The sequence below is a fragment of the Mesorhizobium sp. M0037 genome, assembly GCF_040323635.1.
Lineage (GTDB): Bacteria > Pseudomonadota > Alphaproteobacteria > Rhizobiales > Rhizobiaceae > Mesorhizobium.
Map to the genome: position 1 here is coordinate 462,760 of NZ_JAMYVB010000002.1, position 25,039 is coordinate 487,798.

A 25,039-nucleotide genomic window follows, 5' to 3' on the forward strand; every position below is an offset into this window, starting at 1 on the left:
GCATCTCCTGGGGCAAAGCGGCGGCGAACCGCGGCGGGATATGATCAGACATAGTGCTGGCAAGCCCTAGCGCGAGGCGCGGCCGCCGCCAATATCGCTCTGCCTTACAGATCCTTCCGTTTCCTGAATTGGCCGGGCGAGACGCCGGCGTGGCGCCTGAAGGCGGTGGAGAAGGCGGCTTCCGAGCTGTAGCCGACCGCCTCGGCGACTTGGCCCAGGCTCTTGCCCTCGTGCAGCAGCCGGCTGGCCTGCCGCATGCGGCAGCCGAAGAGATAAGCCATGGGCGCTTCGCCGACGAGATCGCGAAAGCGGGCGGCAAAGGTTGCCCTGGAGAGCCCGACCGCGCGTGCCAGGGTCTCGATCGTCCAGTCGTGGCCATAGGCTTCATGCAGGGTGGCGAGCGCTCTGGCGATCGCGGGGTCCTGCAATCCCCTCAGCCAACCTGGATTGTCCATGCTTTCCAGACCGGAGCGCAAGGCGCGCGTGACGATGGCCCCAGACAGGCGAGCCATTACTACGTCGCTGCCGGGACCTTCGTCGGTCGCTTCCGCCAGCAAGGCCTCGACATAGCCACGCAGCCATTTGGGCAGACGGCCATTCGATCCCCGGATGTGAACGATGCGCGGCAGGCCGGCAAGTGCCGGATGGTCGGCGTCGCGAAAGGCGAAGGCGCCGCACAGGATGACGGTCTTTTCGCCTTCGCCGCCGCTGCGAATACGCCCGGCTGCGGTTTGGGTCGCCAGTTCGGCGGCGGGGACGTTCGCGCTTTTGAGCGCGCCGGGCGACCGCAGCACATGCGGATCGGCGCGCGGTGCAATGATCAGGTCGCCGGCATCGAGAGGCTCGACATCTTCCTCACCGAACACCGCCTCGCATCGCCCCTTGATGACGACGTGAATGCCGCGAAGCCCAGCCTGGCTGAACGAGATCGCCCAGGGCGCGGCCAGTTCGAGGCGCCGGTACCCGGCGGCTGCGAAGTGCAATTCGCGCATGAGGGTAGCCAGGAGGTCCACGCTTCGCTCCAGAAACAGACGATCGATAAATCAATCCAGACGCTGTCGAATAGCGCGCCGGCCTTACTGGACCTAGCTATGCCCGACAGGCCGCTTGTCGGCGATAACGAAACTCAGGAGTTATTCATGCCGCCAATCGAGCTTTTTGTCGCGCAGCTTTGTCCCTATGCGCACCGTGTCAGGCTCGCCCTTGCCGAGAAAGGCCTGCAGGCGACGGAAATCGAAATCGATCTGCGCAACAAGCCGGCGTGGTTCCTGAAACTCACGCCGACGGGAAAGGTGCCGCTGCTGCGCCATCAGGGGCAATATGTCAGGGAGTCGGCGATCATCTGCGAATATCTCGATGATGCATTCCCCGAACGGCCGATTTTCCCCAGGGATGCTCATGCCCGCGCTGAGGCGCGCATCTGGATCAGCTTCGCCGACACGCAGCTTTACGCCAGGACGGCAACCATGATGCACAGTTCCGACGCTATGGTTCATGAGCGGATCAAGGCCCAGCTTGCCGACGCCCTGCGCTTTGTGGAACAGCATGCCTTTGCGAGGCGAGGGGCGGACGAACGGTTTTTGCTGGGCTCGGAATTCAGCGCCGCCGACGTCGCCTTCTATCCCTGGTTCGAACAGCTGTGCGTGCTTGAGAAATATCTGGGCTTTGCCATGCCGGCCGAATGCAAGCGCCTGCTACGCTGGCAGGAAATGGTTGCTGCCAGGGAGGCGGTGCGGACCTGCGCCAGGTCAACCGGCTTCTATCTGGAATCCTATGGCCGGCTTCTCGCGGCCTGAGACGAGCGGGCAAACGGAAAAAAAATTCCTCACTATGGTGCTGCAAGGTCAGTCATTTGCTTCTTGCTGCAGGCGCAAGCCTGTAAACATGCGGTATGAAGCGGGCCTGCCCGCCGCGCAAGAGGTGCCAGAATATGCCCAATCCAACCGTCGTCGGGTTTTCCGGCAATTTCACCAGGCCGTCCAAGACGCGCGGTTTCGTCGACCAAGTTGTCAGGGATATTGCGCGCCAGCATGGCCTGTCGGCGAGCACCTATGACATCGAAGACCTCGGCCCGTCGCTCGGCGCTGCCAAATGGGCGCGCGATCTCGACGGCCAGGCACGGGCAATCTTCGACAGCGTCGTCAATGCCGATGTGATGGTGGTGGGGTCGCCGACCTACAAGGGCAGCTACACCGGCCTGTTCAAGCACTTCTTCGATCTGTTCGATCCCGCCGCCTTGCGCGGCAAGCCGATGGTGCTGCTTGCCACCGGCGGCAACGACCGCCACGCGTTGATCGTCGAGCACCAGCTGCGGCCGCTGTTCGGCTTCTTCGAGGCGCTGACGCTGCCGACAGGGGTCTATGCCACGGACAAGGACTTTTCCAACGGCGTGCTGCGGGCCGAACCCATCCTGAAGCGCGTCGAGCAGGTTGTCGGCGAGGTCGGGCTGGTGCTGGCCAATCGCTCGGCAGCCGGCGTTGCTGCCGGATAGAGCGAGGCGGGCAGACCGCCTCCGGCTTTGCTCGGGAGTGAATAAAAAGGCCCGCCACCGACGCGAATCGTGACGAGCCTCTTTGGAGTAGGCCAGGCCTCCCACAGCCCGATTGCTTTCAAAATCAATACCCCGCCGGCTACGCCTGGCGGGGTATCGATAGTAGGATCTGGATCGAATGGGAGCGATCGGGCTGAAAAACGCCAATGCCGGAAGGTTCCCGGTCATCCTGAGCGGCGATGACAAAGGGGTTTTGGCCAACTGCGAAATCCATCTCAGGCGGATTTCTCGCGACAACTAGTTCCTGTCCGCCGGCTTCGAACGCATCCTTGACACCGTCTCGCGCTCGGCGCGCTTGGAGCGCAGAGGCGGCAGGCCGCGGTCGATCAGGTCCATGTCTTCCAGAACCATGTCGCCCATGCGCTTGAAGGCGATGTCAAGCGCACCGGCGCGGTGGGCGGAGCGCAGGAAGCCGGGGATCGTGCGGACCGGATGGTCCTGCGCCAGCGGTTCTTCAGGGAAGACATCGCTGGCGGCGACGATGTGGCCGCTTTCCACCGCCGCCATCAGGGCAGGGAAGTCGACGACTCCGGCGCGGCTGAGCAGGATGAATGCGGCGCCCTTGCGCATGGAGGCAAAAGCATTGGCACCGAGAAAGCCCTGATTCTCTGAGGTCACCGAAGCGACGACGAAGACGAAATCGCTGGTCGACAGCACCTCGTCCAGCGAGGCCGGCTCGACGCCACTGTCGATCAGGATCGATGGCGGCAGCCAGGGATCGAAGACCTTGGTGCGGGTGCGAAAACCCGACAGCAGTCGGTTGAGCGCACGGCCGAGATCGCCGAAGCCGATGATGCCGACATCGGCGCCGGACAGAAGCCGCGCCGTCAAATTGCCGTCGCCGCCCCACAGCTCTTCGCCTTTGCGGAAGGCGAGGTCGGCATCGACGATGTTGCGGGCGAGGTTGAGCGCCATGGCGAGGCCAAGCTCAGCCACCGGCTCGGCGAAGACGAGGCCGGTGGTGACGACATGGATGCCGCGCGCAAACAGCGTCTCATAGGGCATGTTGTTGATGAGGTTGGTCTCGACATTGAAGACGCAACGCAGCGCCTGCATCTGGTCCAAGGTCTCGGGCGAGATCGGCGGCTGGCCGATAATATAGCGGGCTTCGGCAAGCACGTCGGCGGGCAAGTTCGCCACGCCCTCGGCCGTCGTCTCGACCACGCGGTAATGCGCTTTGAGGCGCGCCAGCTGCGGTGAGGTGAAGATCAGGTCGAGCGTGCGTGGTTCCGGCGCGCTGATGACCAGCGGCAGGGCCTTGTTTGGCATAACGATTCCTCCCCGGCGCGATCCGTATCGCGTATTTCGCTTTGCACTTGTGGTAGTCCCCAAAACCGGTTGCCGCCGTCCGGCGGCATGTGCTTGAGGGGTAAAATACCCACGATTAAACGATTTACAACTCCGGGAGGGGCCGCCGATCGCGTGGCTCGAGCCTTGCCGGGTTTTGATGCGGGAATCCGTTGGCTCGCCAGGCAACGGCCCTGAGGGCTCCTTTCCTTCTCCCCTGTGAGAGAAGGTGGAGTCAAAACGGATAGTGCTGCCCCGGATCCTCGATGGTCAGCCAGCGCAGGTCGGTGAACTCGGCAATCGAGGCCTTGCCGCCGAAGCGGCCGTAGCCTGAACCCTTGACGCCGCCGAACGGCATTTGCGCCTCGTCGCCGACGGTCGGGCCGTTGATGTGGCAGATACCGGCTTCGATGCGCGCGGCAACCGCCATGGCACGGCGGATGTCGCGGCTGAACACGGCCGAGGACAGGCCGTATTCGGTATCGTTGGCGACACATACCGCTTCGTCCTCGCCCTTGACGCGGATCACCGGCTTGACCGGGCCGAAGGATTCTTCCGAATAGACGCGCATCGCCGGCGTCACGTGGTCGAGCAATGTCGCCTCGACCACGGTTCCGGTGCGCTTGCCGCCGGCCACAAGCCTGGCGCCCTTGGCGACGGCGTCGGCAACCAGTTCTTCCATCTTGTCGGCGGCCTGGCTGCTGATCAGCGAACCGAGCACGACATGGCCGCGCGGGTCACCGGCAGGCAGCTGCGCCGCGCGGGCGGCGAGCTTGGCGACGAACTCGTCGGCGACCTTTTCATCGACGACCAGGCGCTCGGTCGACATGCAGATCTGGCCCTGATGCATGTAGGCGCCGAAGGTCGCCGCATTGACCGCGGCGTCAATGTCGGCATCGTCGAGCACGACCAGCGGCGCCTTGCCGCCGAGTTCGAGCAGCGCCGGCTTCAAGTGACGGCCGGCGTGTTCGGCAATGATCCTGCCGACCTTGGTCGAGCCGGTGAAGTTGACACGCCTGACTGCAGGGTGCGCGACCAGTGCCTCGACGATTGTCGCTGCGTCCTTGGGATCATTGGTGACGACATTGATGACGCCCTTGGGCAGGCCGGCCTCGACCAGCACCTGGCCGATCAGCCGGTGTGTGCCTGGGCACATTTCGGAGGCTTTCAGCACAACCGTGTTGCCGCAGGCGATCGGCATGGCGATGGCACGGGTTCCGAGGATGACCGGTGCATTCCACGGCGCGATGCCGAGGCAGACGCCGGCCGGCTGGCGGATCGCCATGGCCAGCGTGCCGGGCTTGTCGGAGGGAATGACCTCGCCCGAAATCTGCGTCGTCATGGCGGCTGCCTCGCGCAGCATTTTGGCGGCGAGCATGACGTTGAAGCCGGCCCAGGGGCCGGTCGCACCGGTTTCTTCCATCATCAATCTGGTGAATTCGCCGACCTTGGAGTCCATGACATCGGCCGCCTTGGACAGCAAAGCGCGGCGCTCGCCCGGACCGGTCTTCGACCACGTCTTGAAAGCGGCAGCAGCGGCTTCGACCGCGGCATTGGCGTCGGCGATACTGGCTGCGGCAGCGCGGGTCGCCAGCTTGCCGGTGAACGGGTCCATGCGCTCGTAAGAGGCCGAGCCGGAGGCATCCCTTTTATCGCCGTCGATCAGAAGTCCGATGTCCATTGTTCTCTCCCTCGCTCGCGTGGAGCGTCTTTTCTATATTGACCACGATCTTATCCGAACATCGGCTCCCACTTTTCGGGATGATGGTCTAGAAGCCGAGCACCTCGGCATTGATCGATGCTTCAAGCCCACCGTCAACCGGCACATTGGCGCCGTTGACCCAGCGTGCGCCGTCCGAGCACAGGAACAGCACGACAGGCGCGATGTCGCCCGATGTGCCGGCGCGGCCGACACGGGCGATGTCGCTATCGACGCGGGCGTCGCCCAGCACATTGCGGAACTGTTTGAGGATCGGCGTCTCGACCGGGCCGGGGCTCACTGCATTGACGCGGATGCCGCGGCTCCTGAACAGGTCCTGATGCGCGGCGCTCTGCGTCCACAACAGCAGCAGCTCCTTGGAAACGGAATAGCCTTCCTCGTTCTTCACCTGATGGTCGGCGACCACCTCCGCCACATCGGGAAAGCCTTCGATGCCGACCATCGATGCCGCGCGGTTGAGATTGGCGCGCCAGCCATAGCCGGCGATCGAGGCGACGTTGACCACGGCGCCGCCTTCACGAAGTCTGGGTGCGAGGCCTTCCGAGAGCGCGCGCAGGCCGTAGAAGTTGACGGCCAGTGTCGACACCGCACCGGTGTTGCCGGGGAGGCCGGCGACATTGCAGAGCGCATCGATGCGCTGCGGCAGGCGCCCGAGGAGATCGTCGACGCCGGCCTTGGATGAGATGTCAGCCTTGACGAAACTGCCGGCCGATGCTGCCGGTTCACGCACGTCGACGCCGATCACGTCAGCGCCCAGTTGGCCGGCAAGTTCGGCCGTGCGAGCGCCGATACCAGAGGCGACACCGGTGATGAGGTGGTCTTGCCGAACAGCATGGTCACGCCTTTTCTGGATGCGTTGCGGCCTGTTGCGGCGAGGGCGCCGCGTCGCCATCTGCGGCGTTTGGCGGGAGCCTGACGCGATAGCCGACCGGCAGCAGGCGCAGGCCAAAGCGCTCCTCCAGCGTTCCCCACAGGCCGCGCGGCAGGAAGAGCGAGAACAGCACCGCCGTGGCGCCGAGGCCGATCAGATACCAGACGCCGGTGCCGCCGAACCAGGTCTCGATGAGGAAGAACAGCAGCGCACCCAGAATGGCGCCCTCGAAGGTGCCGATGCCGCCGACCAGCACCATGAAGATCATGTAGGCGGTCCACTGGACGTTGAAGTAGGTTTTCGGCTGGAAGGTGATCGACGTGGCCAACCACAGCGCGCCGGCCATGCCGATGCCGAAGGCGGCGAGCACGAAGAGCAGCCGCTTGGTTCCGGTGACGCGCACGCCGACCGATGCCGCGGCCTCCTCATTGTCCCTGATGGCGCGGATGGCCGCACCCGTGCTGCCACGCAGCAGGCTAAACAGGGTGGCGAGCAGCGCCGTCATCGCGGCCAACGCCAGCCAGTAGATCGTCGCCCGCCTGACGCCGGCGTCATAGACGTTGAGCGAGATCAGCGACGTCCCGGTTTCGCCTTGCACCAGCCGGTCGAGATTGACCAGGAGATGGGTGAGCGCGGCGATCACCCACATGCCGATGGCGAACTCGCCGTTCCTGAGCCGCAGCATGAACAGCGACATCGGCCAGGAGATCGCGCCGACAATGATCGCGGAGACGAACAGCGAAGCGAACGGGTTGAGGCCGGCATCGGCCAGGCGGATGGTGAAATAGGCGCCGAGGCCGAAGAACACCTGCTGTCCCACCGAAACCAGCCCGCCGAAGCCGGCCAGCGCGTTCCACATCGCCGCCAGGATCACATAGATGAACAAGGCGGTCACGCGGTCGACGGCGCCGGCCGAAAGGAAATGCGGCGCGACGCCAAGTAGCGCGATGATGACGACGACCGCAATCGCCGAGATGCGCGAGGCGGAGGTGCCGCGCTCGATAACGGGGGCGTTTAAAACCGCGCTCATGATGCTTTCCTCGCGGGCAGGCGCAGCAGGCCGCGCAGGCCGAGGCCGGAGGTGGAGAGCCGGATGAACAGCACGATCAGGAAGGCGACATGGCCGCCGATCAGAAAACCTTGCGGATGGATCTGCGCGCCGAGCGTCTGGGCGAGCGCCAGAACGATGCCGCCGACCAGCGTGCCCCATAGCGAACCGGCGCCGCCGATCACCGCCGCCTCGAAAGCGAACAGCAATTGAGGTGCGCCGGTATAGGGATCGAAGGTGGCGCGCATGCCGAGGAAGGCACCGGCAAGACCGACCGTGACCATGGCGATGGCGGCGGCGAGGGCGTTGGCGCGGCGCGCATCGACGCCGACGAGACCGGCCGTGTCGGGATCTTCCGACGTGGCCCGGATCGAGCGGCCAAGCCTGGTGTTGGTAAGGAACAGCTGCAGTCCGCCAAGCAATATGACGGCGGCGGCGAACATGATCACGGCAAGCTTGCCGACATAGATGCTGCCCGGCCATTCCCAGGAATCGTAGGAGAGGCTGCCGATATAGGGCGCCAGCGAACGTGTGTCGGCGCCGAACTGCTCGAACAGCGCATTGTCGATGACGATGGCGAGGCCGAACGTGGTCAGGATCGGCAGCAGCGCGCCTCCGCGGGCGCTGCGCTCGAGCAGGAAGCGCTGCAGCGCCCAGCCGATGGCCGCCATCAGCGGCAGCACGATGAGCAGGCCGACGAAGGGCGAGATATGGAATTGCGAGGCGAGCCACCACAGCGCGTAGGCGGAAAACACGGCCAGGCTGCCATGCGCGAGGTTGATGATGCGCATCACCGAAAACATGAAGGAGAGGCCGCAGGCGATCAGCGCGTAGTAGCCGCCGAGCAGGATGCCCTGGACGATCTGGTTGCTCATGCCGGCACACTCCCGGCGCTTTTTCTGTGCAGGCCGAAATAGGCTTTCGTCACTTCATCGCGGGACATGCCCTTGCTCGGGCCTTCCAGCGCGACGCGTCCTTCGAGCATGCAGATGACCTTGTCCGAGACCGAGAGCGCGCGATTGAGGTCCTGTTCGACCAGGATGATCGTCGTGCCGGAGCTGATCAGCCCTTGCAGCGAAGCGTAGACGCGATCGACCACCAGCGGCGACAGGCCGAGCGAGACCTCGTCGAGCAGCAGCAGCTCCGGATTGCTCATCAACGCGCGGCCGATGGCGGTGGCCTGCTGCTCGCCACCGGAGAGATGCCCGGTCTTGGCGTGGCGGCGCGGCTTCAGATTGGGGAACGTGTCGAGCACCCTTTCCACGCTCCAGTCGCCGGGCCGGCCGGCGGTCTTGCCGAGCAGAAGGTTCTCCTCGACCGTCATCTGCACGAACAGCTTTCGTCCTTCCGGCACCAGCGCCACACCCATGCCGACGCGCTTGTGCGACGGCACGCCGGTGATGTCGGCGCTGTCCAGCAGCACACGGCCGGCAGTCGGCTGATGCGCGCCGGCGATTGCCCGCAGCAGCGTCGTCTTGCCGGCGCCGTTGGCGCCGACCAGCGCCAGCGTTTCGCGGCGCTCGATCGTAAAGCTCACACCGCGCACCGCCTGCAACAGGCCGTGGCGGACGACCAGATTCTCGATTGCGAGCAGGCTCATTTCGGGCCTCCACCGAGATAGGCGCGCACGACTTCGGGATCGGCCATCACGGCTTGCGGCTCGCCATCGGCAATGATCTTTCCGGCATCCATGCAGATCAGCCGCTCGGCCACCTGCAGCAGGATGTGGACGATGTGCTCGATCCAGACGATGCCGATCTTGCGGCGGCGCAATTCCTTGATGGTATCGACGAGTTCGCTCGCCTCGCCATCGGTCAGTCCGCCGCCGATCTCGTCGAGCAGAAGCAGGGTCGGCCTTGCGGCAAGCGCGCGGGCCAGTTCCAGCCGCTTGCGGTCGAGCAGGCCGAGCGTTTCGGCGCGCCGGTTGGCCACGCCCATCATGCCGCACAGTTTCAGCGCCTCCAGCGCCTCTTCATAGGCCTCGTCGCGGGCGAGACCGGCGCCATGCGACGCGGCAACAAAAACGTTCTCGAACGTGGTCATGCCGCTGAACGGTTTCGGCACCTGGTGCGTGCGCACCAGGCCGAGACGACAGCGCGCCGTGGCCGGCAGCGCCGTCACGTCGCCGCCCTTGAAGGCGACCGTGCCGGCGCTCGGCGGGAAGGCGCCTGACAAGATGCTGAGCAGCGTCGTCTTGCCGGCGCCGTTCGGGCCGACGATGCCGACGGCCTCAGCGGCATTCATGGCGAAGTCGACATCGTCGAGCACCACCAGCGCGCCGAAGCGTTTCTGGATGCCGGCAGCGCGGAGGATCGCGGCGTTTGCTGAACCGTTCACGATGCGACCCCCGTAGCCGTCCGTCAGCCGTTATACGGCTGGAGCTTGGCCTCGACCGGAACCTTCGGGTCGGTGGCGTTCTCGGTCACGACGTAGTCGAGCGGGAATTTGCCGCCTTCCTTGGCCGCCACCCATTGGGTGCCGATGATCGGGCCGGGAGAGACATTGGCGACCGGGCCGCTGGTGAAGTCGACCTTGCCGATCATGGTCTCGGTGTTGAGCGTGCTCAGCGCCTTGGCGACGGCCGCCTTGTCCTTGGCGTCGGTGCTTGCCTTCAGCGCCTCGAAGCCGGCGTCGAGCAGCGACATCGAGGCGCCGAGCTGCTGCGTCCACTGCTTGCCGCTTGCGGCCTCATAGCCGTCGGCCAGTTCGGTTCCCGAAACGCCGGTCAGCGGCGACTTGTAGGGGAAGGCCTTGTGCCAGTAAGCGGCGCTCGAAATCTTGTTGCCGAGATCGCCGAGCGCCTCGATGTCGGACGGGAACAGCCCGGTCTTGGCGACCTGGCAGATCTTGATCTGCTTGATCAGGCCTTGCTGCGCGGCCTGGCGCCAGAAGGCGGCGAAGTCCGGCGGGATCGGGAAGGAGTTGAAGATCTCGACGCCTTCCTGCTTGAACAGCGCGATCTGCGAGGAATAGTCGGTGGTGCCGGTCTCGTAGGCGCCGGGATCGACGATGGTGAAACCCTGCTTTGCCAGCAACGGCGCCAGATGGGTGCGGATGGCATTGCCGTCGGCGTCGTTGGGATACATGACGCCGACCTTCTTGTTGGTCTCGATCAGGTTCCATTGCGAGATGTAGGTCCGGAAGAACTCGTCGACGCCGAAGCCGAAATGATAGGTCCATTTGAACGGCGAGGGTTCGCCGGGCTTGGCGCCGCGGCCGAAATACCAGGCCTCCCACGGCATGACGGTGGAGAGGCAAGGCACGCCGGCGGCTTCGCAGGCGTCGGCGACCGGGTTGATCACCTCCGGCGTCGACACCGCCAGCATCAGGTCGACGGCCTGGTTGTTGATGAGGTCCTTGGCGAGCTGGCCGGCGCGGGACGGGTCGGATTGCGTGTCCTGGTCGATGATCTCGACACTGTATTTCTTGCCGCCGATGTCGAGGCCGTTGGCGAGCGCCTTGCGGGCGAGGTCGAGCACATAGCCGTCGGTCTGGCCGAAGCCCGCGAGCGGCCCGGTGCGCGGGCTGACAAAGCCGACCTTCAGCGTGTCGGCGGCCTGCGCGAAGGCCTGGCCGCGGCTGAGCGCAAGTGCCGCGCCGCCGGCGAGCGATGTGGCGATGAACTGGCGCCGCGAGACGCCGGATTTGCTTGAGGTCATGCTGGTATTCCTCCCTTTCCTGACGGCACCTGGAGGTCACCGCCGGCCTGCTCAAAATCGATGCCGCCCGTTCTTAAGATCGGAGATCGCCCCGGCAGGCCTTGAGGCGGCAGCGGAACGCCGCCAATGCCGATAACGGCACGATTTCGATCCTCCCATCGTCACAGTGCCCTAGGTGTTTGGTTTGGTAAAATGATATTTTGCGGTGTTTCGTTAACCAACAGGTTATGGAAATACGGCTGAAGGCCCGCTCTGCGCCAGATTGGCGAAAGGTGCTCAGGCGTTCTGGCTGGCCGCCTCGCGAATGGTCTGCAGCAGGATGGTGAAGGCCGGCGAAGGCGCAGTGTCGGTCCGCATCGTCAGGCCGACCGGCCCTTTGGTTTCCTCGGTGTTGACGGGCAAGGCGACGAAGGCGCCGCTGGAGAGTTCGTTGGCGACGACACCTGTCGATATGATCCAGACCGCATTGCTTTGGCGCAGGAAGGCACGGCCGAAGGAATCCGAGACGGTCTCGATCTCGGTCGCAGGCGCCGTCATGCCGTTGGTGATGAACAGGCGGTCGACGAACGGGCGGATGACCGACTCCCGCGTCGGCATCAGCACCGGGAATTCATCGAGCCGGGCGAAGATGTCCTGGCCCGGCTGCAGCAGCGGATGGCCGGCCCGCACCACGAACAGCACCGGTTCGGAATAGAGATGCTCGAAGAAGAAGCCGGTCATGTTTTCCGGCGCCGCAAGCCGGCCGACGACGAGATCGAGCGCACCGACGCGCAACTGTTCCAGCAGGACCGCGTTCTCGCCGGTGACGATCTTGATCGCAGCACCGGTATTTTCACTCAGGAACAGGCTTATGGCGCGTGGCATCACCTTGGCCGACACTGTCGGGAGCGCGCCGATGCGGATCGGATGCCGGTTGATGGCGCCGTCCTGGCGGACGGAATCGACGCCGCGCTTCAGTGCCGTGATCGCCGTGCCCGCATGGCCGAGAAAGATTTCGCCAAGCCGCGTCACCCTGATGCCGCGGCCGTCGCGTTCGACGACAGCTATGCCAAGCGCCTCCTCCAGTTCGCGCAACGTCTTGGTCACTGCCGGTGGGCTGACATGGAGAAAGTCGGCCGCCCTCGCCACGCTGCCTTGCCGCGCTACCTCAAGGAATGCCTGCAGGTGACGGAACCTTATGCGGCTTTCGGACATGTTCTCATAACCTAGCAGTTAATGAAACGGCGTAAAATATCATTTTACCAAACCAAATGCCTTGTGCAATGTGAACACGGAGGATCGAAATCGTGCCATTCGTCAACATTGGCGGCATCACGCTGCACCATCGCCATATCAAGGCGAAGGGAAATGCGCGGCCGATCGTGTTCATCAATTCGCTGGGCACCGACTTCCGCATCTGGGACGAGGTGTTGTCCGAACTGGGTGGCGAAATGCCTGTGTTGGTCTACGACAAGCGCGGCCATGGCCTGTCCGACATTGGTGGCGTCAGCTCGATCGACGAGCATGTCGATGATCTGTCGGGCCTGATCGATCATTTCGAACTGAACAATGCGGTGCTGTGCGGCCTGTCGGTGGGCGGCCTGATTGCGCAAGGGTTTTATGCCCGGCGCCCCGAAATCGTCGACGGCCTCATCCTGTGCGACACCGCCCACAAGATCGGCACGGCCGACAGCTGGAACACCCGCATCGAAACGGTCGAAAGCAAAGGCATCCAGGCCATCGCCGATGCCGTGCTCAAAATGTGGTTTACGCCTGCCTTCCACGCGGACCGTGTCGCCGAGCTCGACGGCTACTGGAACATGATGACCCGGCAAGCCGTCGCCGGCTATGTCGGCACCTGCGCCGCGGTGCGCGATGCCGATTTTACCGAGGCTGCGCAGGCGATCGCGGTGCCCACGCTTTGCGTCGTTGGCGACCAGGACGGCTCGACGCCGCCGGATCTCGTCCGCTGGCTGGCCGATCTGATCCCAGGCGCACATTTCGAAATCATTCGTGACGCCGCGCACATCCCTTGCGTCGAACAGCCCGAGGCGCTGACCACCCTGATCCGCGATTTCGTCGCGGCGCTTCCCCTGAGAAAGCAGACCCATGGATGAACTGCCCAAAAACGAAACCAGATACCGAACCGGGCTGACCGTCAGGCGCTCGGTGCTCGGCGACCCTCATGTCGATCGCAGCGAGGATGCCGTCACCGATTTCGACCGGCCGTTCCAGGAGCTGATCACCGAGGCAGCCTGGGGCACTGTGTGGGCGCGTCCGGGCTTCAGCAGGCGCGAACGCTCGATCGTGACGCTGGCACTGCTGGCCGCCCTTGGCCATGATGAAGAGGTCGCCATGCATGTGCGCGCCACCGCCAACACCGGTGCGTCGCGCGACGATATCTGCGAAGCGTTCCTGCATGTCGCGATCTATGCCGGCGTGCCGGCCGCCAACCGCGCCTTCAGGATCGCCAAGGAGGTGTTTTCGGAAATGGACGGAAGCAGGGCTGGCCATGCCAGCTGATGCCGGCTCGAACCGCAGGCCCGAGAGCGGAGCCTTCTTCCAGCGCGACCGCGGCTGGCATCCGCCGGCGCTGACGCCCGACTACAAGACGTCGGTGCTGCGCTCGCCGCAAAAGGCGCTGCTGGCCTTCGACAACACGGCGTCGGAAATCACCGGTCCGGTGTTCGGCCACGCCATGCTGGGCGAACTCGACAATGACCTGATCCACAATTTCGCAAAGCCCGGCGAGAGCGCCATCGGCGAGCGTATCATCGTCTATGGCCGCGTGCTCGACGAGCGCGGCCAGGGCGTCTCAGGCGCGCTGCTCGAATTCTGGCAGGCCAATTCAGGCGGCCGCTACCGCCACAAGAAGGACGGCTATCTCGCGCCGCTCGATCCGAATTTCGGCGGCTGCGGCCGCACCATCACCGATGCCGATGGCGGTTATGCCTTTCGCACGGTGAAGCCAGGTCCCTATCCCTGGCCGAACGGGCCCAATGACTGGCGGCCGTCGCACATCCATTTCTCGGTGTTCGGCCGCGGCTTCGCACAGCGGCTGATCACCCAGATGTATTTCGAGGGCGACCCGCTGATCTGGCGATGCCCGATCGTGCGCGGTATCCGCGACAAGGCGGCGATTGAGACGCTGGTCGCCGCGCTCGACATGCAGGCGACGATCCCGTTCGACGCGCGCGCCTACAAGTTCGACATCGTGTTGCGCGGACGCCGCGCCTCGCTGTTCGAAAACCGTCCGGAGGGCAATTGATGGCGCAATCGCTGACCCGGCTGAAGGAGAGCCCGTCGCAGACCGCCGGGCCCTACGTGCATATCGGGCTGACGCCGAATTTCGGCGGTATCGGCGGCGTCTACCCGACAGACCTGGGCGCCACGATGCTCAACGACAACGCCAAGGGCGACCGCATCGGTTTGCGCATTCGCGTGCTCGACGGCACCGGCACGCCGCTCAGGGATGCGTTGATCGAGATCTGGCAAGCGGATGCCAATGGCTTCTACAATTCGCCGGCTGAATTGCGCGGCGATGCCGATCCGGATTTTCAGGGCTGGGGCCGTCAGCCGACCGACATGGAAACCGGCCTGTGCAGTTTTCAGACGATCAAGCCGGGACGCGTGCCGTATGGCGACGGCCGGCTGATGGCGCCGCATATCAGCCTGTGGATCGTCGCCCGCGGCATCAATATCGGCCTCCACACGCGGCTCTATTTCTCCGATGAGGCCAAGGCCAATGCCGAGGATCCGATCCTGGCCCGCATCGAGCACAAGGTGCGCGTGCCGACGCTGATCGCCGAGCGGCAAGGCGACGACTATATTTTCGACGTCCATCTCCAGGGGGAGAAGGAAACGGTCTTCTTCGACAGCTGACGGAGGAAACCAGCACATGACCGTATCGCCCTTCGACCATCCGCTGCTTTCCGGCCTGCTCGGCGACGAGGAGGCGGCTCGGCATTTTTCGGTGGATGGGGAAATCGCCGCCATGCTCGATTTCGAGCGCGCGCTGGCGCAAGCGGAAGCCGAAAGCGGGATTATCGGCACGGATGCCGCCGCGGCGATTATACCTGTCCTGTTGTCATACAAGCCGGACACCGCGCGGCTGCGGGCCGGTGTGGCGAAGGATGGCGTGATCGTGCCCGAACTGGTGCGCCAGTTGAAGGCAGCGGTCGGCGCGCCGCACGACGCCGGCGTGCATTTCGGCGCAACCAGCCAGGACGTCATCGACACTGGCCTGGTTCTTCGGCTGCGCCGGCTCATTGAACATCTCGACCTGCTGCTGACTGAGAACATTTTGCGGCTGGTGGGGCTGGAAGAACGTTTTGGCAGCCGTGCATTGACAGCGATTACGCGCATGCAGCCGGCGATCCCAATTCAGGCGTCGGACCGCGTGGCGGTGTGGCGCACGCCGCTGCAACGGCATCAGCAGAGACTCTCGGAGCAATCCAAGGGTCTGCTGGTAGTGCAATTCGGCGGCGCCGCCGGCACGCTGGAAAAGCTCGGCGACAAAGGCCCCGCAGTGCGCGCCGCCCTTGCCGCAAAGCTTGGCCTTGGCGATGCGCCGCAATGGCACAACCAGCGCGATGCGCTGGCCGAATTCGCCGGGCTGCTATCGCTCATCACCGGCAGTCTCGGCAAGTTCGGCCAGGACGTTGCGCTGATGGCGCAAGGTGGAACCGACATCAAGCTGTCCGGCGGCGGCGGCTCGTCGGCCATGCCGCACAAGCAGAACCCGGTGAAGGCGGAAGTGCTGGTGACGCTGGCGCGCTTCAACGCCACCCAGCTTTCCGGCATGCACCAGGCGCTGGTGCATGAGCAGGAGCGCTCCGGTGCTGCCTGGACGCTGGAATGGCTGCTCTTGCCGCAAATGGCGATAGCGACCGCGGCTGCGCTACGGCTCGCCGCCGAACTCGCCGGACAGATCGAAAGCCTGGGACACTGATGCGCACAAAGATCGTCATTGTCGGCTCCGGACCGTCCGGGCTGCTGCTTGGCCAGCTTCTCGGCACCATTGGCGTCGAGACGGTGATCCTCGAACGTTCGAGCCGGCAGCATGTGCTTGGCCGGGTGCGGGCAGGGGTGCTCGAACAAGGCACCGTCGAGTTGCTCGAAGAGGCGGGCGCAGCTGCAAGGCTGCATGCCGAGGGCCTGCTGCATGCCGGCATCTCGCTTGCCTTCGGCGGCGGCCTGCACCGGCTCGACCTCACGGCACTGACTGGGGGAAAGCATGTCACCGTCTATGGCCAGACCGAAGTGACGCACGATCTGATGGACAAGCGCGAGGCGGCCGGGCTGACCACCGTCTATGAGGCGGCCAACGTCGCGCTGCATAGTTTCGATGGCGAGGCGCCTTACGTCACCTACGGGAAGGACGGCGTCGGCCATCGCATCGACTGCGACTTCATCGCCGGCTGCGACGGCTATCACGGCGTTAGCCGCAAATCGGCGCCTGGGCGGGCGCTGAAAACCTTCGAGCGGACCTATCCCTTCGGCTGGCTCGGCGTGCTGGCCGAAGTGCCGCCGGCCGATCACGAACTGGTCTACGCCAACCATGAGCGGGGCTTTGCGCTATGCTCGATGCGGTCGACGCATCGCAGCCGCTACTATGTGCAGGTCCCCGCTGACGAACAGGTCGAGTCCTGGAGCGACGATCGCTTCTGGGACGAGTTGCGCAGTCGCCTGCCGGAACAGACCGCAGCCGCCGTCGTTACCGGCCCGTCCTTCGAAAAATCGATCGCGCCGCTGCGCTCCTTCGTAGCCGAACCGATGCGCTTCGGCCGGCTGTTCCTGGTCGGCGACGCCGCCCATATCGTGCCGCCGACGGGCGCCAAGGGGCTCAACCTCGCCGCCAGCGACGTGCGCTATCTCTTTGCCGGGTTTCGCGAATTCTATCTGGACAAGTCGCCGGCCGGGCTCGACGCCTATTCAGCCAAAGCGCTGGCTCGGGTGTGGAAGGCGGTGCGCTTCTCCTGGTGGATGACGACGATGCTGCACCGCTTTCCCGATACGGGCGAGTTCGGCCAGCGCATCCAGGAAGCCGAGCTCGACTATCTCGTGCATTCGCAAGCGGCGTCGACCGCGCTGGCTGAAAACTATGTCGGTTTGCCCTATTAAGGGCGGTGCAAACTCAAACCCGTTCAAGCGCCACCGCGATGCCCTGGCCGACGCCGATGCACATGGTGGCCAGCGCATAGCGGGCGCTGCGCTCGCGCAGTTCCAGTGCCGCGGTGCCAGTGATACGCGCGCCCGACATGCCCAAGGGATGACCAAGTGCGATGGCGCCACCATTGGGGTTGACGTCCTCCGCATCCTCGGCGATGCCGAGTTGGCGGAGCACGGCGATGCCTTGGGAGGCGAAGGCTTCGTTGAGTTCGATGACATCGAATTGCTGCGGTGTCAGGCCGAGGCGAGCGCAGAGCTTTTGTGTCGCCGGGGCAGGGCCGATGCCCATGATGCGCGGCGCCACGCCGGCAGCAGCGCCGCCGAGAACGCGGGCGATTGGCGTCAGGCCGTATTTTTTCACAGCCGCTTCGGAGGCGATGATCAGCGCCGCCGCGCCATCGTTGACGCCCGATGCGTTGCCGGCGGTCACCGTGCCACCTTGCCGGAACGGCGTCGGCAATTTGGCCAGCGACTCGACCGTGGTGCCGGCGCGCGGATGCTCATCCTTCGATACGATAATCGCGTCGCCCTTTTTCTGCGGGATCGTCACCGGGGTAATCTCCTTCGCCAGCCGGCCATTGGCCTGTGCCGCGACGGCCTTGTCCTGGCTGCGCACGGCAAAGGCGTCCTGGTCGGCGCGCGACACTGAAAAATCCTCGGCGACGTTCTCGCCGGTCTCCGGCATGGAATCGACGCCATATTGTTTCTTCATCAGCGGGTTGATGAAGCGCCAGCCGATGGTGGTGTCATGGATCTCGGCATGGCGTGAAAAGGCGGTCTCGGCCTTGGGTATGACGAAGGGCGCGCGGCTCATCGATTCGACGCCGCCGGCGATCATCAACTCGGCTTCGCCCGCCTTGATGGCGCGGGCGGCAATGGTGAGCGCGTCCATGCCGGACCCGCAGAGGCGATTGACGGTCGAGCCTGAAATTTCCTTCGGCAGTCCGGCCAGGAGCAGCGACATGCGGGCTACATTGCGGTTGTCCTCGCCGGCCTGATTGGCGCAGCCATAGACGACGTCGTCGACAGCCTGCCAGTCGATGCCGGCATTGCGCTCGACCAGCGCCTTCAGCGGGATGGCGCCAAGATCGTCGGCCCGCACCGACGACAGCGAGCCGCCGAAACGGCCGATCGGGGTGCGGATGTAATCGCAGATGAATGCCTCGGTCATGTCATGCGGCCTTTTCTTTTCCGCTTCCCTCATGCGCCGCCTTGGTGCGGGCCTGCAGGTCGCGCAATGTCGTCAGCTCGAGTTCCGTCGGCGCCGGCGTTTCGTCAAGCGCCTCGGCGAACTTTACGATCCAGCCACAGCTGTCCTGCACCTCAAGCCGCGTTGCGCCGGGATGCAACGACACCACGGTGAATTCCTTGCTCATCGGGTCGGGCTTCCAGATGGCGAGGTCGGTGATCAGCAGCGTCGGTCCAGCGGTGTCGATGCCTAGGCGCTGGCGGTGATCGCCCCCATCGCCATGGCCGAAGGAGGTGAAGAAGTCGATCTTCTCGACCATGCCGCGCTTGGACTGCGCCATGGTGATGTAGATCTCCTTCGACGAGGTGGCGATCTCCGGCGCGCCGCCGCCGCCGGGCAGGCGGGTCTTGGGATGCGCATAGTCGCCGATGATGGTGGTGTTGATGTTGCCGAACTTGTCGAGCTGGGCGGCACCGAGGAAACCGATCGAAATGCGGCCGCCCTGCAGCCAGTAACGAAACATCTCCGGCACCGAGACGGTCGTGACGGCGGTATCGCAAAGTTCGCCGTCACCGATCGACAGCGGCAAAACATCGGGCGCGGTGCCGATGGTGCCACTTTCATAGATCAGCGTGATGTCGGGCGCATGCGTCAGCCGCGCGACGTTGCAGGCGGCTGACGGCGCGCCAATGCCGACGAAGCAGACATCGTCGTTTTTCAGGGCTCGGCTGGCGGCAATCGTCATCATCTCATTGGGAGTAAAGCCGCTCATCCCGCGCTCCTCAGATGCTTTACGCGGCCGGCGAAATCGTCCGCCGTGCGATCGAGGACATTGGCCTGCATCCAGGTCTGGAATTTTTCACGGTCGGCGGCGATGTCGTCCCATTCGAGATAGGCGGCGTTGTCCCTGGCATAGTAGCCGTGCGTGTAGGAGGGATGCGAACCGCCTGATACCACCGAGATCGCAGCGATGGTCCAGCGCGGCAGCACGGTGAGGTTGGGATGCAGGTCGTCGAAATCGTCGACGACTTCCTCTACCGTCACCACGGCGCGCTTGGCCGCGAGCACCGCTTCCTTCTGGATGCCGATAATGCCTTCGACCAGAACATTGCCTTTTTTGTCGGCCTTCTGAGCGTGGATGAAGGTCACGTCCGGTCGGATGGAAGGAACGGCGGCAAGCACCTCGCCGGTGAACGGGCAGGTGACCGAGCGGATGTTGGGATTGACTGCCGCCAGCCCGGCGCCGCGATAGCCGCGGAACACCGCGCAAGGCAGGCCGGCAGCTCCCGCCTCGTAGGCGTTGGCCATGCCGGCATGGCTGTGCTCCTCGATCTCGATCGACCGGGGGAAGCCGTTCTCGATGGCGTCGCGGGCGCGGCGCAGCAGGCCGACGCCGGGATTGCCGACATAGGAGAAGATGATCTTCTTGGCCATGCCCATGCCGATCATCTGGTCGTAGATCAGGTCGGGGGTCATGCGGATGAGCGTCAGGTCGCGAAAGCTCTGGCGGATGGCCTCATGCGCCGCCGCCGTCGGGATCAGATGCGTGAAGCCTTCGAAGGCGACCGTATCGCCATCATGCAGGTTCTCAGCCACGGCCTGTTTGAGCGGCAGGAAATTGACCATCGCCAAGAACTCCGAAGTTCAAAAAGTTCGTATTGCGAACATTTGTTTTGTATGAGATATTTTTACATCGCGCCGCCGAGACGAGTCAAGGCGGCGCATTGTCTTGCGGAGGCCGCATGGAGGACAAGGCAAAGACGCGCGACCATGTCGGCTCGCTGGAGCGCGGCCTTGCAGTCATGGAGATACTGGCCCGGCATCCGGCCGGGATGACGCTGACCGAAATGGCGGAGGAGGCGGGGCTGACCCGCGCCGGCGCGCGTCGCTTCCTGCTGACGCTGACCGCCACCGGCTATGCCACGCAATCCGGCCGGCAGTTTTCGCTGTCGCCGCGCCTGCTCGCCATCGTGCGCTCTTGGCTCGGCGGCGCCTCGCTGTGGACATTCGCGGCATCCATCATGCGCGACGTCGCGGGCCAATTCGACGAGGCCTGCAACGCTGCGGTGCTGTCAGGCGAGGATGTCGTCTATGTCGCGCGCATTCCCGGCCGCCGCATCCTCAGTGTTTCGCTCGATGTCGGCACCAGGCTGCCGGCGCATTGCACCTCGATGGGGCGCGTCCTGCTGTCGGGGCTGGGCGCGGATGAGTTGAAGGCCTTCCTTGCAGAAGCCAAGATCGAACGGCGGACGCCGAAGACGATCACCAGCCGCACCGCGCTGGCCAAGGCCATCGACGCGGCGAGGGCGGGTGGCTTTGCCGTCGTCGATGAAGAGCTGGAGCTTGGCCTGCGCTCGATCGCGGTGCCTATCTGTGACCGCGCAGGCAAGACCGTGGCGGCGATCAACGTCTCGGCGCAGTCGGCGCGGTTCTCCGTCGAGGCGATGGAGCGGGATATCCTGCCAGCGCTGCGGACGGCCAAGCAACAGATTGAGGAATTTTTCTTCGTGTGAGCGCAAGGCTAATCGCCTGAGGGAAGCGCTGCCCCCGCTCTGTCTCGGAGACGGGACGCCCTACGCGGTTAGCGTCGCCATGCGAACAAACGATGCCCTGGGGCACCTGAGCACAACGCATATGCGTGAATCCAAATATATCGTTGACGTCGCCCTTCAACTCCAATATTGAACAGGACTATACAGGTTTATTGAACAGGTACCCTTATGAAGCGGCGCGCGGTTCAACTGTCTCCCGGCACGGGCAAGCCCGAGCAGATCGCCACCGTTCTCGAACATGAGATCCGCTCCGGCGTGCTTGGCTTCGGCGACCGCCTGCAAAGCGAGAACGAACTCGTCCAGCGCTTTTCCGTCAGCCGCAACACGGTCCGCAAGGGCCTCGAGGAGCTGTCCAGCCGTGGGCTGATCACCACCAAGGTCGGCATCGGCTCCTTCGTCACTTTCGACGGCAAGCCGGTCGATGACAGCATTGGCTGGTCGCGGGCGCTTGCCAATGCCGGCGCCAATGCCGAGACCCGGACGCTGCGGCTTGAAGTGATCGAGGATGCCGATCTTGCCGCGCTGCTTGGCATCGAAAGCCCGTTCTTCATCGCCGTCGACCGGGTGCGCACCAATGCCAGCGACGGCCATGCGATCTCCATCGAACGCAGCCGCCTGCCGCTGTCGCCCGAACTGGAGGACGTGCCGCTGCGTGGTCTGCGCGAAGGCTCGCTCCACCAGACGCTGCGAGCCGCCGGTCTCATTCCAGACCATGGCGAGGAATGGGTCGGCATCGAGATGCTCAACGCCGAAGACGCCGCCATCCTCGGCTGCCCGCAAGGCACGCCGTTCCTGCGCGGACGCCGGCTGACGCGTGCGGCTGACGACCGGCCGATCGAATATGTCACCAGCCTGCTCAACCCGGCGCATTTCGCGCTGCATATGAGGTTTTGAGCGATGCCAGACAGCACCATTCTCGATCGCGCCATGGGCGCGCTTGTCGGGGGCGCGCTGGGCGATGCGCTCGGCATGCCGACACAGCTTCTGTCGCCGGCGCGGATCGCCGAGCTATACGGCCATGTCGAGGATTTCGTGGCGCCCTTCGCCGACCATCCGGTGTCGAAGGGGCTCGTGGCCGGCACCGTCACCGACGACACCGAACAGGCGCTGCTGCTCGGCCGCATTCTGGTCGAATCCGGCGACCGCTTCGACCATGCGCGCTGGGTCAACGCGCTGCTCGACTGGGAGCGCGAGGTCAAGGCGCGCGGCAGCTACGATCTGCTGGGACCGTCGACCAAACGCGCCATCGACGCCATCAATGACGGCGTGCCGGCGGAAGAGGCGGGAAGCCGCGGCGACACCAATGGCGCGGCCATGCGCATCGCGCCGGTCGGCATCATGATGCCGCTGGAACCGCTCGACGCTTTCGTCGCCAAGGTGGCCGAGACCTGCCGTGCCACGCATAACACGTCGATTGCCATTGCTTCGGCCGCTGCCGTCGCTGCCGGTGTCAGCCGTGGCGTTGCCGGCGGCGACTGGCGCGCTGCTTCCGACAGTGCCGTCGCAGCGGCTAGGCGAGGGGCTAAGCTCGGACATTGGGTGACTGGCGGCGACATCGCCGCGCGCATCGTCTGGGCGCAGGACCTTGTGCGCGGCAAGACGATGCGGGATGCGATCGGGCTCATCACCGATCTCGTCGGCACCGGTGTGGCCAGCCAGGAGTCCGTGCCGGCAGCTTTCGCCGTGCTTGAAGTCGCGCAGGGCGATCCCTGGCAAGCGGCAATCATCAGCGCCAATCTCGGCGGCGACACCGACACGATCGGCGCGATTGCCTCAGGCATGGCCGGCGCCTGCGTCGGCTTTTCGCAACTGCCGCAACAACACATTGCCGGGCTCGTCGGCATAAATATGGGGGAGGTGCGCTCGCTTGCCGAAGACCTCGTCGCGGCGCGCACGGCAAAGGCCAGCAAGGATGCCGCGGCATGAGCGGGCGTCTGGTCCATATCGGCAGCGCCGTCGTCGACCATGTCTACCGCATCGACGCCTTGCCGGCGCCGGGCTGCGAGAAGACCGCGTCGAGCTTTGCGCAGGTCGCCGGCGGCGGCTTCAACATGATGGTCGCGGCCAGCCGCACCGGCATGACGGTGGTGTTCGGCGGCCAGCTCGGCAGCGGACCGAATGGCGATTTTTTGCGCGCCGCGTTTGCGGCCGAAGGCATCATAACGCTGACGTCGCCATCGCCGGTCATGGACAGCGGCAATTGCGTCGCCATGATCTCCGGGGATGCCGAGCGCACCTTCGTGTCGTGGCCCGGTGCGGAGAGCATTCTCAGCCTCGAGATGATGAGGCCCGTGGTGGTCGCGCCTGATGATTGGGTGTTCACGTCGGGCTATACGCTGAGCTATTCCGGCAGCCGCGACGCGCTGACCGACTGGATCGAGGCACTGCCAGAAAACATTCCCTTCGTTTTCGATCCAACGCCGGTCATCGCGGATATCCCACGTCCCATCCTGTCGCGGGTGCTTGCCCGTACGACATGGCTGAGCTGCAACATGACGGAAGCGGTCGAGATCGCTGGGCAAGGCGATGTCGAGGCACTCGCCGCCCGGCTGCTCGCCGACCACTGCCCAAAGGCCGAAGGCGTCGTTATCCGCGCCGGCGCCAAGGGCTGTTTCGTGAGGTTGGTCAATGGCGAGACGCAGACCATTGCCGGCTTCAAGGTCGATGCCATCGACACCAATGGCGCTGGCGACACCCATATCGGCGGTTTCGTCAGTGCACTCTCGCGCGGCGTGCATCCCTTCGAGGCGGCGCGCTATGCCAATGCGGCGGCAGCACTTTCCGTCACCCGCCATGGCGGCTCATCGGCGCCGACCGACAGCGAGATCCAGACTTTCCTGAGCCAGGCCGCGACGGGCGCGCCGGGCCAGAACCAGAAGGCCCATCAGACAGCCTGACCCGCCAAGCGGGCAAACAAGAGAGGAACGAACATGCGCATGCCAAGACTGACTGCCCTGCTGACGGCGACCGCCGTCATCACCTCCGCGCTCACGCTGGCCGCCAGTGCCGCCGAAGTGCATGTGCTCAACTGGAAGGGCTACGGCGCCGACGAGCCGTGGGCGATCGAAGCCTTCGAAAAGGCGACCGGCAACAAGGTCGTCAACGACTTCTTCAATTCCGAACAGGAAATGCTGACCAAGATCCGCACCAATCCGGGCCTCTATGACGTGGTCATGATCAACGCCGCCTTCAACGATCAGGCGATGGCGGAAAAGCTGATCCAGCCGATCGATACCTCCAAGCTGCCGAACTATGCCGACATCAGCAAGGACAAGGCGCAATCGCCGATGCTCGACCATGACGGCAAGGTCTATGGCGTGCCGTGGGTGTGGGGCCTGACGGCGCTGGCTATCAACGAAAAGTCTTTCGACAAGCCACCGACCTCGATCGCCGAAATGTGGGACCCAGCGCATAAGGGCCGGGTCGTCATTCGCGACGACGCTGTCGAAGCGGTGCAGTTCGGCGCCATCGCCACCGGCCAGAACATCAACGACATCAAGGATATGGACGCGGTCAAGACCAAGCTGACCTCGCTGATGCCGCAGATCAAGACTTTCTGGAGCTCGGAGAACGACTGGAACCAGATGGTCGCCTCCAACCAGATCGACATCGGCACCTATTGGAGCGGCTCGGCCGATCGCGCCAAGACCCACTTCAAGCTGCCGGTCTCGCTGGTCGTTCCGCAGGAAGGCGCCGTCGCCTGGCTCGACGCGTTCTCGATCCCGGTGGGCTCGAAGAATGTCGAAGGTGCGCAGGCCTTCATCAACTGGATGATCGATCCGAAATTCTATGTCGAATGGGTCACCAAGGTCGGCGCGCCGGTGTCGGCCAACACCAAGGCGGTGGAAGCGCTGCCTGAAGACTCCTTCAACCGCAAGGTGATGGGCGATCCCGAGGTGGCCAAGCGCATCCAGTTCCAGGCGCCGATCACCGACGCGCAGCGCGAGGCCTATCTGGCGCTGTGGCAGCAGCTCAAGGTCGACGTGAAGTAACGCTCACGTCCGGACCAGCC

25 protein-coding genes and 1 pseudogene are annotated in these 25,039 nt (G+C 64.6%); 13 read left to right on the forward strand and 13 right to left on the reverse strand.

Annotation, left to right across the window (positions count from 1 at the left end; translation table 11 throughout):
* Positions 1–104 precede the first annotated feature (104 nt).
* A complete protein-coding gene (locus tag NKJ78_RS06490; protein ID WP_352459584.1) occupies positions 105–992 on the reverse strand; it encodes an AraC family transcriptional regulator in 888 nt (295 codons plus the stop codon).
* Between the two features lie 147 nt (positions 993–1,139).
* Here NKJ78_RS06490 and NKJ78_RS06495 point away from each other — a divergent pair, with 147 nt between their 5' ends.
* Positions 1,140–1,796: a glutathione S-transferase family protein gene (locus tag NKJ78_RS06495; protein ID WP_023729452.1), complete on the forward strand. Its 657-nt coding sequence runs from the start codon at positions 1,140–1,142 to the stop codon at positions 1,794–1,796.
* 134 nt (positions 1,797–1,930) lie between these two features.
* On the forward strand, positions 1,931–2,491 hold the full coding sequence (gene msuE / locus NKJ78_RS06500; RefSeq protein WP_352459549.1) for an FMN reductase: 561 nt from the start codon (positions 1,931–1,933) through the stop codon (positions 2,489–2,491).
* Positions 2,492–2,788: 297 nt separating this feature from the next.
* Here msuE and NKJ78_RS06505 read toward each other — a convergent pair whose 3' ends face one another.
* From NKJ78_RS06505 to pcaQ, 9 genes and pseudogenes are all read right to left on the reverse strand, one after another.
* Positions 2,789–3,820, reverse strand: coding sequence for a hydroxyacid dehydrogenase (locus NKJ78_RS06505; protein ID WP_352459550.1), 1,032 nt, complete (start codon positions 3,818–3,820; stop codon positions 2,789–2,791).
* Between the two features lie 253 nt (positions 3,821–4,073).
* Positions 4,074–5,519 carry an aldehyde dehydrogenase gene (locus NKJ78_RS06510; protein WP_352459551.1) on the reverse strand — a complete coding sequence of 482 codons (1,446 nt, stop codon included), beginning with the start codon at positions 5,517–5,519 and terminating at the stop codon, positions 4,074–4,076.
* 88 nt (positions 5,520–5,607) lie between these two features.
* Positions 5,608–6,392 (reverse strand): annotated as a pseudogene (locus NKJ78_RS06515) (coniferyl-alcohol dehydrogenase).
* A 2-nt stretch (positions 6,393–6,394) separates the two neighbouring features.
* A complete protein-coding gene (locus NKJ78_RS06520) occupies positions 6,395–7,459 on the reverse strand; it encodes a branched-chain amino acid ABC transporter permease (RefSeq protein ID WP_352459552.1) in 1,065 nt (354 codons plus the stop codon).
* Positions 7,456–8,352 (reverse strand): branched-chain amino acid ABC transporter permease, encoded by an 897-nt coding sequence (locus NKJ78_RS06525; RefSeq protein WP_023729446.1) that lies wholly within the window; start codon positions 8,350–8,352, stop codon positions 7,456–7,458. The genes NKJ78_RS06520 and NKJ78_RS06525 overlap by 4 nt, the downstream gene beginning before the upstream one ends.
* Positions 8,349–9,077 carry an ABC transporter ATP-binding protein gene (locus NKJ78_RS06530; protein ID WP_023696244.1) on the reverse strand — a complete coding sequence of 243 codons (729 nt, stop codon included), beginning with the start codon at positions 9,075–9,077 and terminating at the stop codon, positions 8,349–8,351. Before NKJ78_RS06530 ends, NKJ78_RS06525 begins: the two co-directional genes overlap by 4 nt.
* The gene (locus NKJ78_RS06535; protein ID WP_352459553.1) at positions 9,074–9,814 is read right to left on the reverse strand and encodes an ABC transporter ATP-binding protein; all 741 of its coding nucleotides are present in this window, start codon (positions 9,812–9,814) and stop codon (positions 9,074–9,076) included. Before NKJ78_RS06535 ends, NKJ78_RS06530 begins: the two co-directional genes overlap by 4 nt.
* Positions 9,815–9,837: 23 nt before the next feature.
* Complete coding sequence (locus tag NKJ78_RS06540) at positions 9,838–11,136, reverse strand: ABC transporter substrate-binding protein (protein WP_023739488.1); 1,299 nt, start codon at positions 11,134–11,136, stop codon at positions 9,838–9,840.
* Between the two features lie 276 nt (positions 11,137–11,412).
* The gene (gene pcaQ / locus NKJ78_RS06545) at positions 11,413–12,330 is read right to left on the reverse strand and encodes a pca operon transcription factor PcaQ (protein WP_023685275.1); all 918 of its coding nucleotides are present in this window, start codon (positions 12,328–12,330) and stop codon (positions 11,413–11,415) included.
* A 92-nt stretch (positions 12,331–12,422) separates the two neighbouring features.
* On the opposite strand from pcaQ, the gene pcaD reads away from it, so the two are divergent.
* Genes pcaD through pobA form a run of 6 tightly spaced genes read left to right on the forward strand, consistent with a single transcriptional unit; the run spans position 12,423 to position 17,238 of the window.
* Entirely contained in the window at positions 12,423–13,232 is an 810-nt protein-coding gene (gene pcaD / locus NKJ78_RS06550; protein WP_023712113.1) for a 3-oxoadipate enol-lactonase, read from the forward strand.
* Positions 13,225–13,638: a 4-carboxymuconolactone decarboxylase gene (pcaC, locus tag NKJ78_RS06555; RefSeq protein ID WP_023668153.1), complete on the forward strand. Its 414-nt coding sequence runs from the start codon at positions 13,225–13,227 to the stop codon at positions 13,636–13,638. Before pcaD ends, pcaC begins: the two co-directional genes overlap by 8 nt.
* On the forward strand, positions 13,628–14,383 hold the full coding sequence (gene pcaH, locus NKJ78_RS06560; RefSeq protein WP_352459554.1) for a protocatechuate 3,4-dioxygenase subunit beta: 756 nt from the start codon (positions 13,628–13,630) through the stop codon (positions 14,381–14,383). Before pcaC ends, pcaH begins: the two co-directional genes overlap by 11 nt.
* Positions 14,383–14,997 (forward strand): protocatechuate 3,4-dioxygenase subunit alpha, encoded by a 615-nt coding sequence (gene pcaG / locus NKJ78_RS06565; protein WP_023668155.1) that lies wholly within the window; start codon positions 14,383–14,385, stop codon positions 14,995–14,997. Before pcaH ends, pcaG begins: the two co-directional genes overlap by 1 nt.
* A 16-nt stretch (positions 14,998–15,013) precedes the next feature.
* On the forward strand, positions 15,014–16,066 hold the full coding sequence (locus tag NKJ78_RS06570; RefSeq protein WP_023739486.1) for a 3-carboxy-cis,cis-muconate cycloisomerase: 1,053 nt from the start codon (positions 15,014–15,016) through the stop codon (positions 16,064–16,066).
* Complete coding sequence (pobA, locus tag NKJ78_RS06575; protein ID WP_352459555.1) at positions 16,066–17,238, forward strand: 4-hydroxybenzoate 3-monooxygenase; 1,173 nt, start codon at positions 16,066–16,068, stop codon at positions 17,236–17,238. The genes NKJ78_RS06570 and pobA overlap by 1 nt, the downstream gene beginning before the upstream one ends.
* A gap of 13 nt (positions 17,239–17,251) precedes the next feature.
* Here pobA and pcaF read toward each other — a convergent pair whose 3' ends face one another.
* The 3 genes from pcaF to NKJ78_RS06590 are packed head-to-tail and all read right to left on the reverse strand — an operon-like array spanning position 17,252 to position 20,101.
* Positions 17,252–18,457, reverse strand: a complete 1,206-nt coding sequence (gene pcaF, locus NKJ78_RS06580; RefSeq protein ID WP_023739484.1) for a 3-oxoadipyl-CoA thiolase — start codon at positions 18,455–18,457, stop codon at positions 17,252–17,254.
* Position 18,458: 1 nt separating this feature from the next.
* Entirely contained in the window at positions 18,459–19,247 is a 789-nt protein-coding gene (locus NKJ78_RS06585; RefSeq protein ID WP_023739483.1) for a CoA-transferase subunit beta, read from the reverse strand.
* On the reverse strand, positions 19,244–20,101 hold the full coding sequence (locus NKJ78_RS06590) for a CoA transferase subunit A (RefSeq protein WP_023739482.1): 858 nt from the start codon (positions 20,099–20,101) through the stop codon (positions 19,244–19,246). The genes NKJ78_RS06585 and NKJ78_RS06590 overlap by 4 nt, the downstream gene beginning before the upstream one ends.
* Positions 20,102–20,217: 116 nt before the next feature.
* On the opposite strand from NKJ78_RS06590, the gene NKJ78_RS06595 reads away from it, so the two are divergent.
* The 5 genes from NKJ78_RS06595 (at position 20,218) to NKJ78_RS06615 (ending at position 25,019) form a co-directional block, all read left to right on the forward strand.
* Entirely contained in the window at positions 20,218–20,988 is a 771-nt protein-coding gene (locus NKJ78_RS06595; RefSeq protein WP_023739481.1) for an IclR family transcriptional regulator domain-containing protein, read from the forward strand.
* A gap of 207 nt (positions 20,989–21,195) precedes the next feature.
* Complete coding sequence (locus NKJ78_RS06600; RefSeq protein WP_023815836.1) at positions 21,196–21,921, forward strand: GntR family transcriptional regulator; 726 nt, start codon at positions 21,196–21,198, stop codon at positions 21,919–21,921.
* A 3-nt stretch (positions 21,922–21,924) separates the two neighbouring features.
* Positions 21,925–22,953: an ADP-ribosylglycohydrolase family protein gene (locus tag NKJ78_RS06605; RefSeq protein WP_352459556.1), complete on the forward strand. Its 1,029-nt coding sequence runs from the start codon at positions 21,925–21,927 to the stop codon at positions 22,951–22,953.
* Complete coding sequence (locus tag NKJ78_RS06610; protein WP_352459557.1) at positions 22,950–23,924, forward strand: PfkB family carbohydrate kinase; 975 nt, start codon at positions 22,950–22,952, stop codon at positions 23,922–23,924. The genes NKJ78_RS06605 and NKJ78_RS06610 overlap by 4 nt, the downstream gene beginning before the upstream one ends.
* Positions 23,925–23,957: 33 nt before the next feature.
* A complete protein-coding gene (locus NKJ78_RS06615) occupies positions 23,958–25,019 on the forward strand; it encodes an ABC transporter substrate-binding protein (RefSeq protein ID WP_023733149.1) in 1,062 nt (353 codons plus the stop codon).
* Positions 25,020–25,039: the final 20 nt, after the last annotated feature.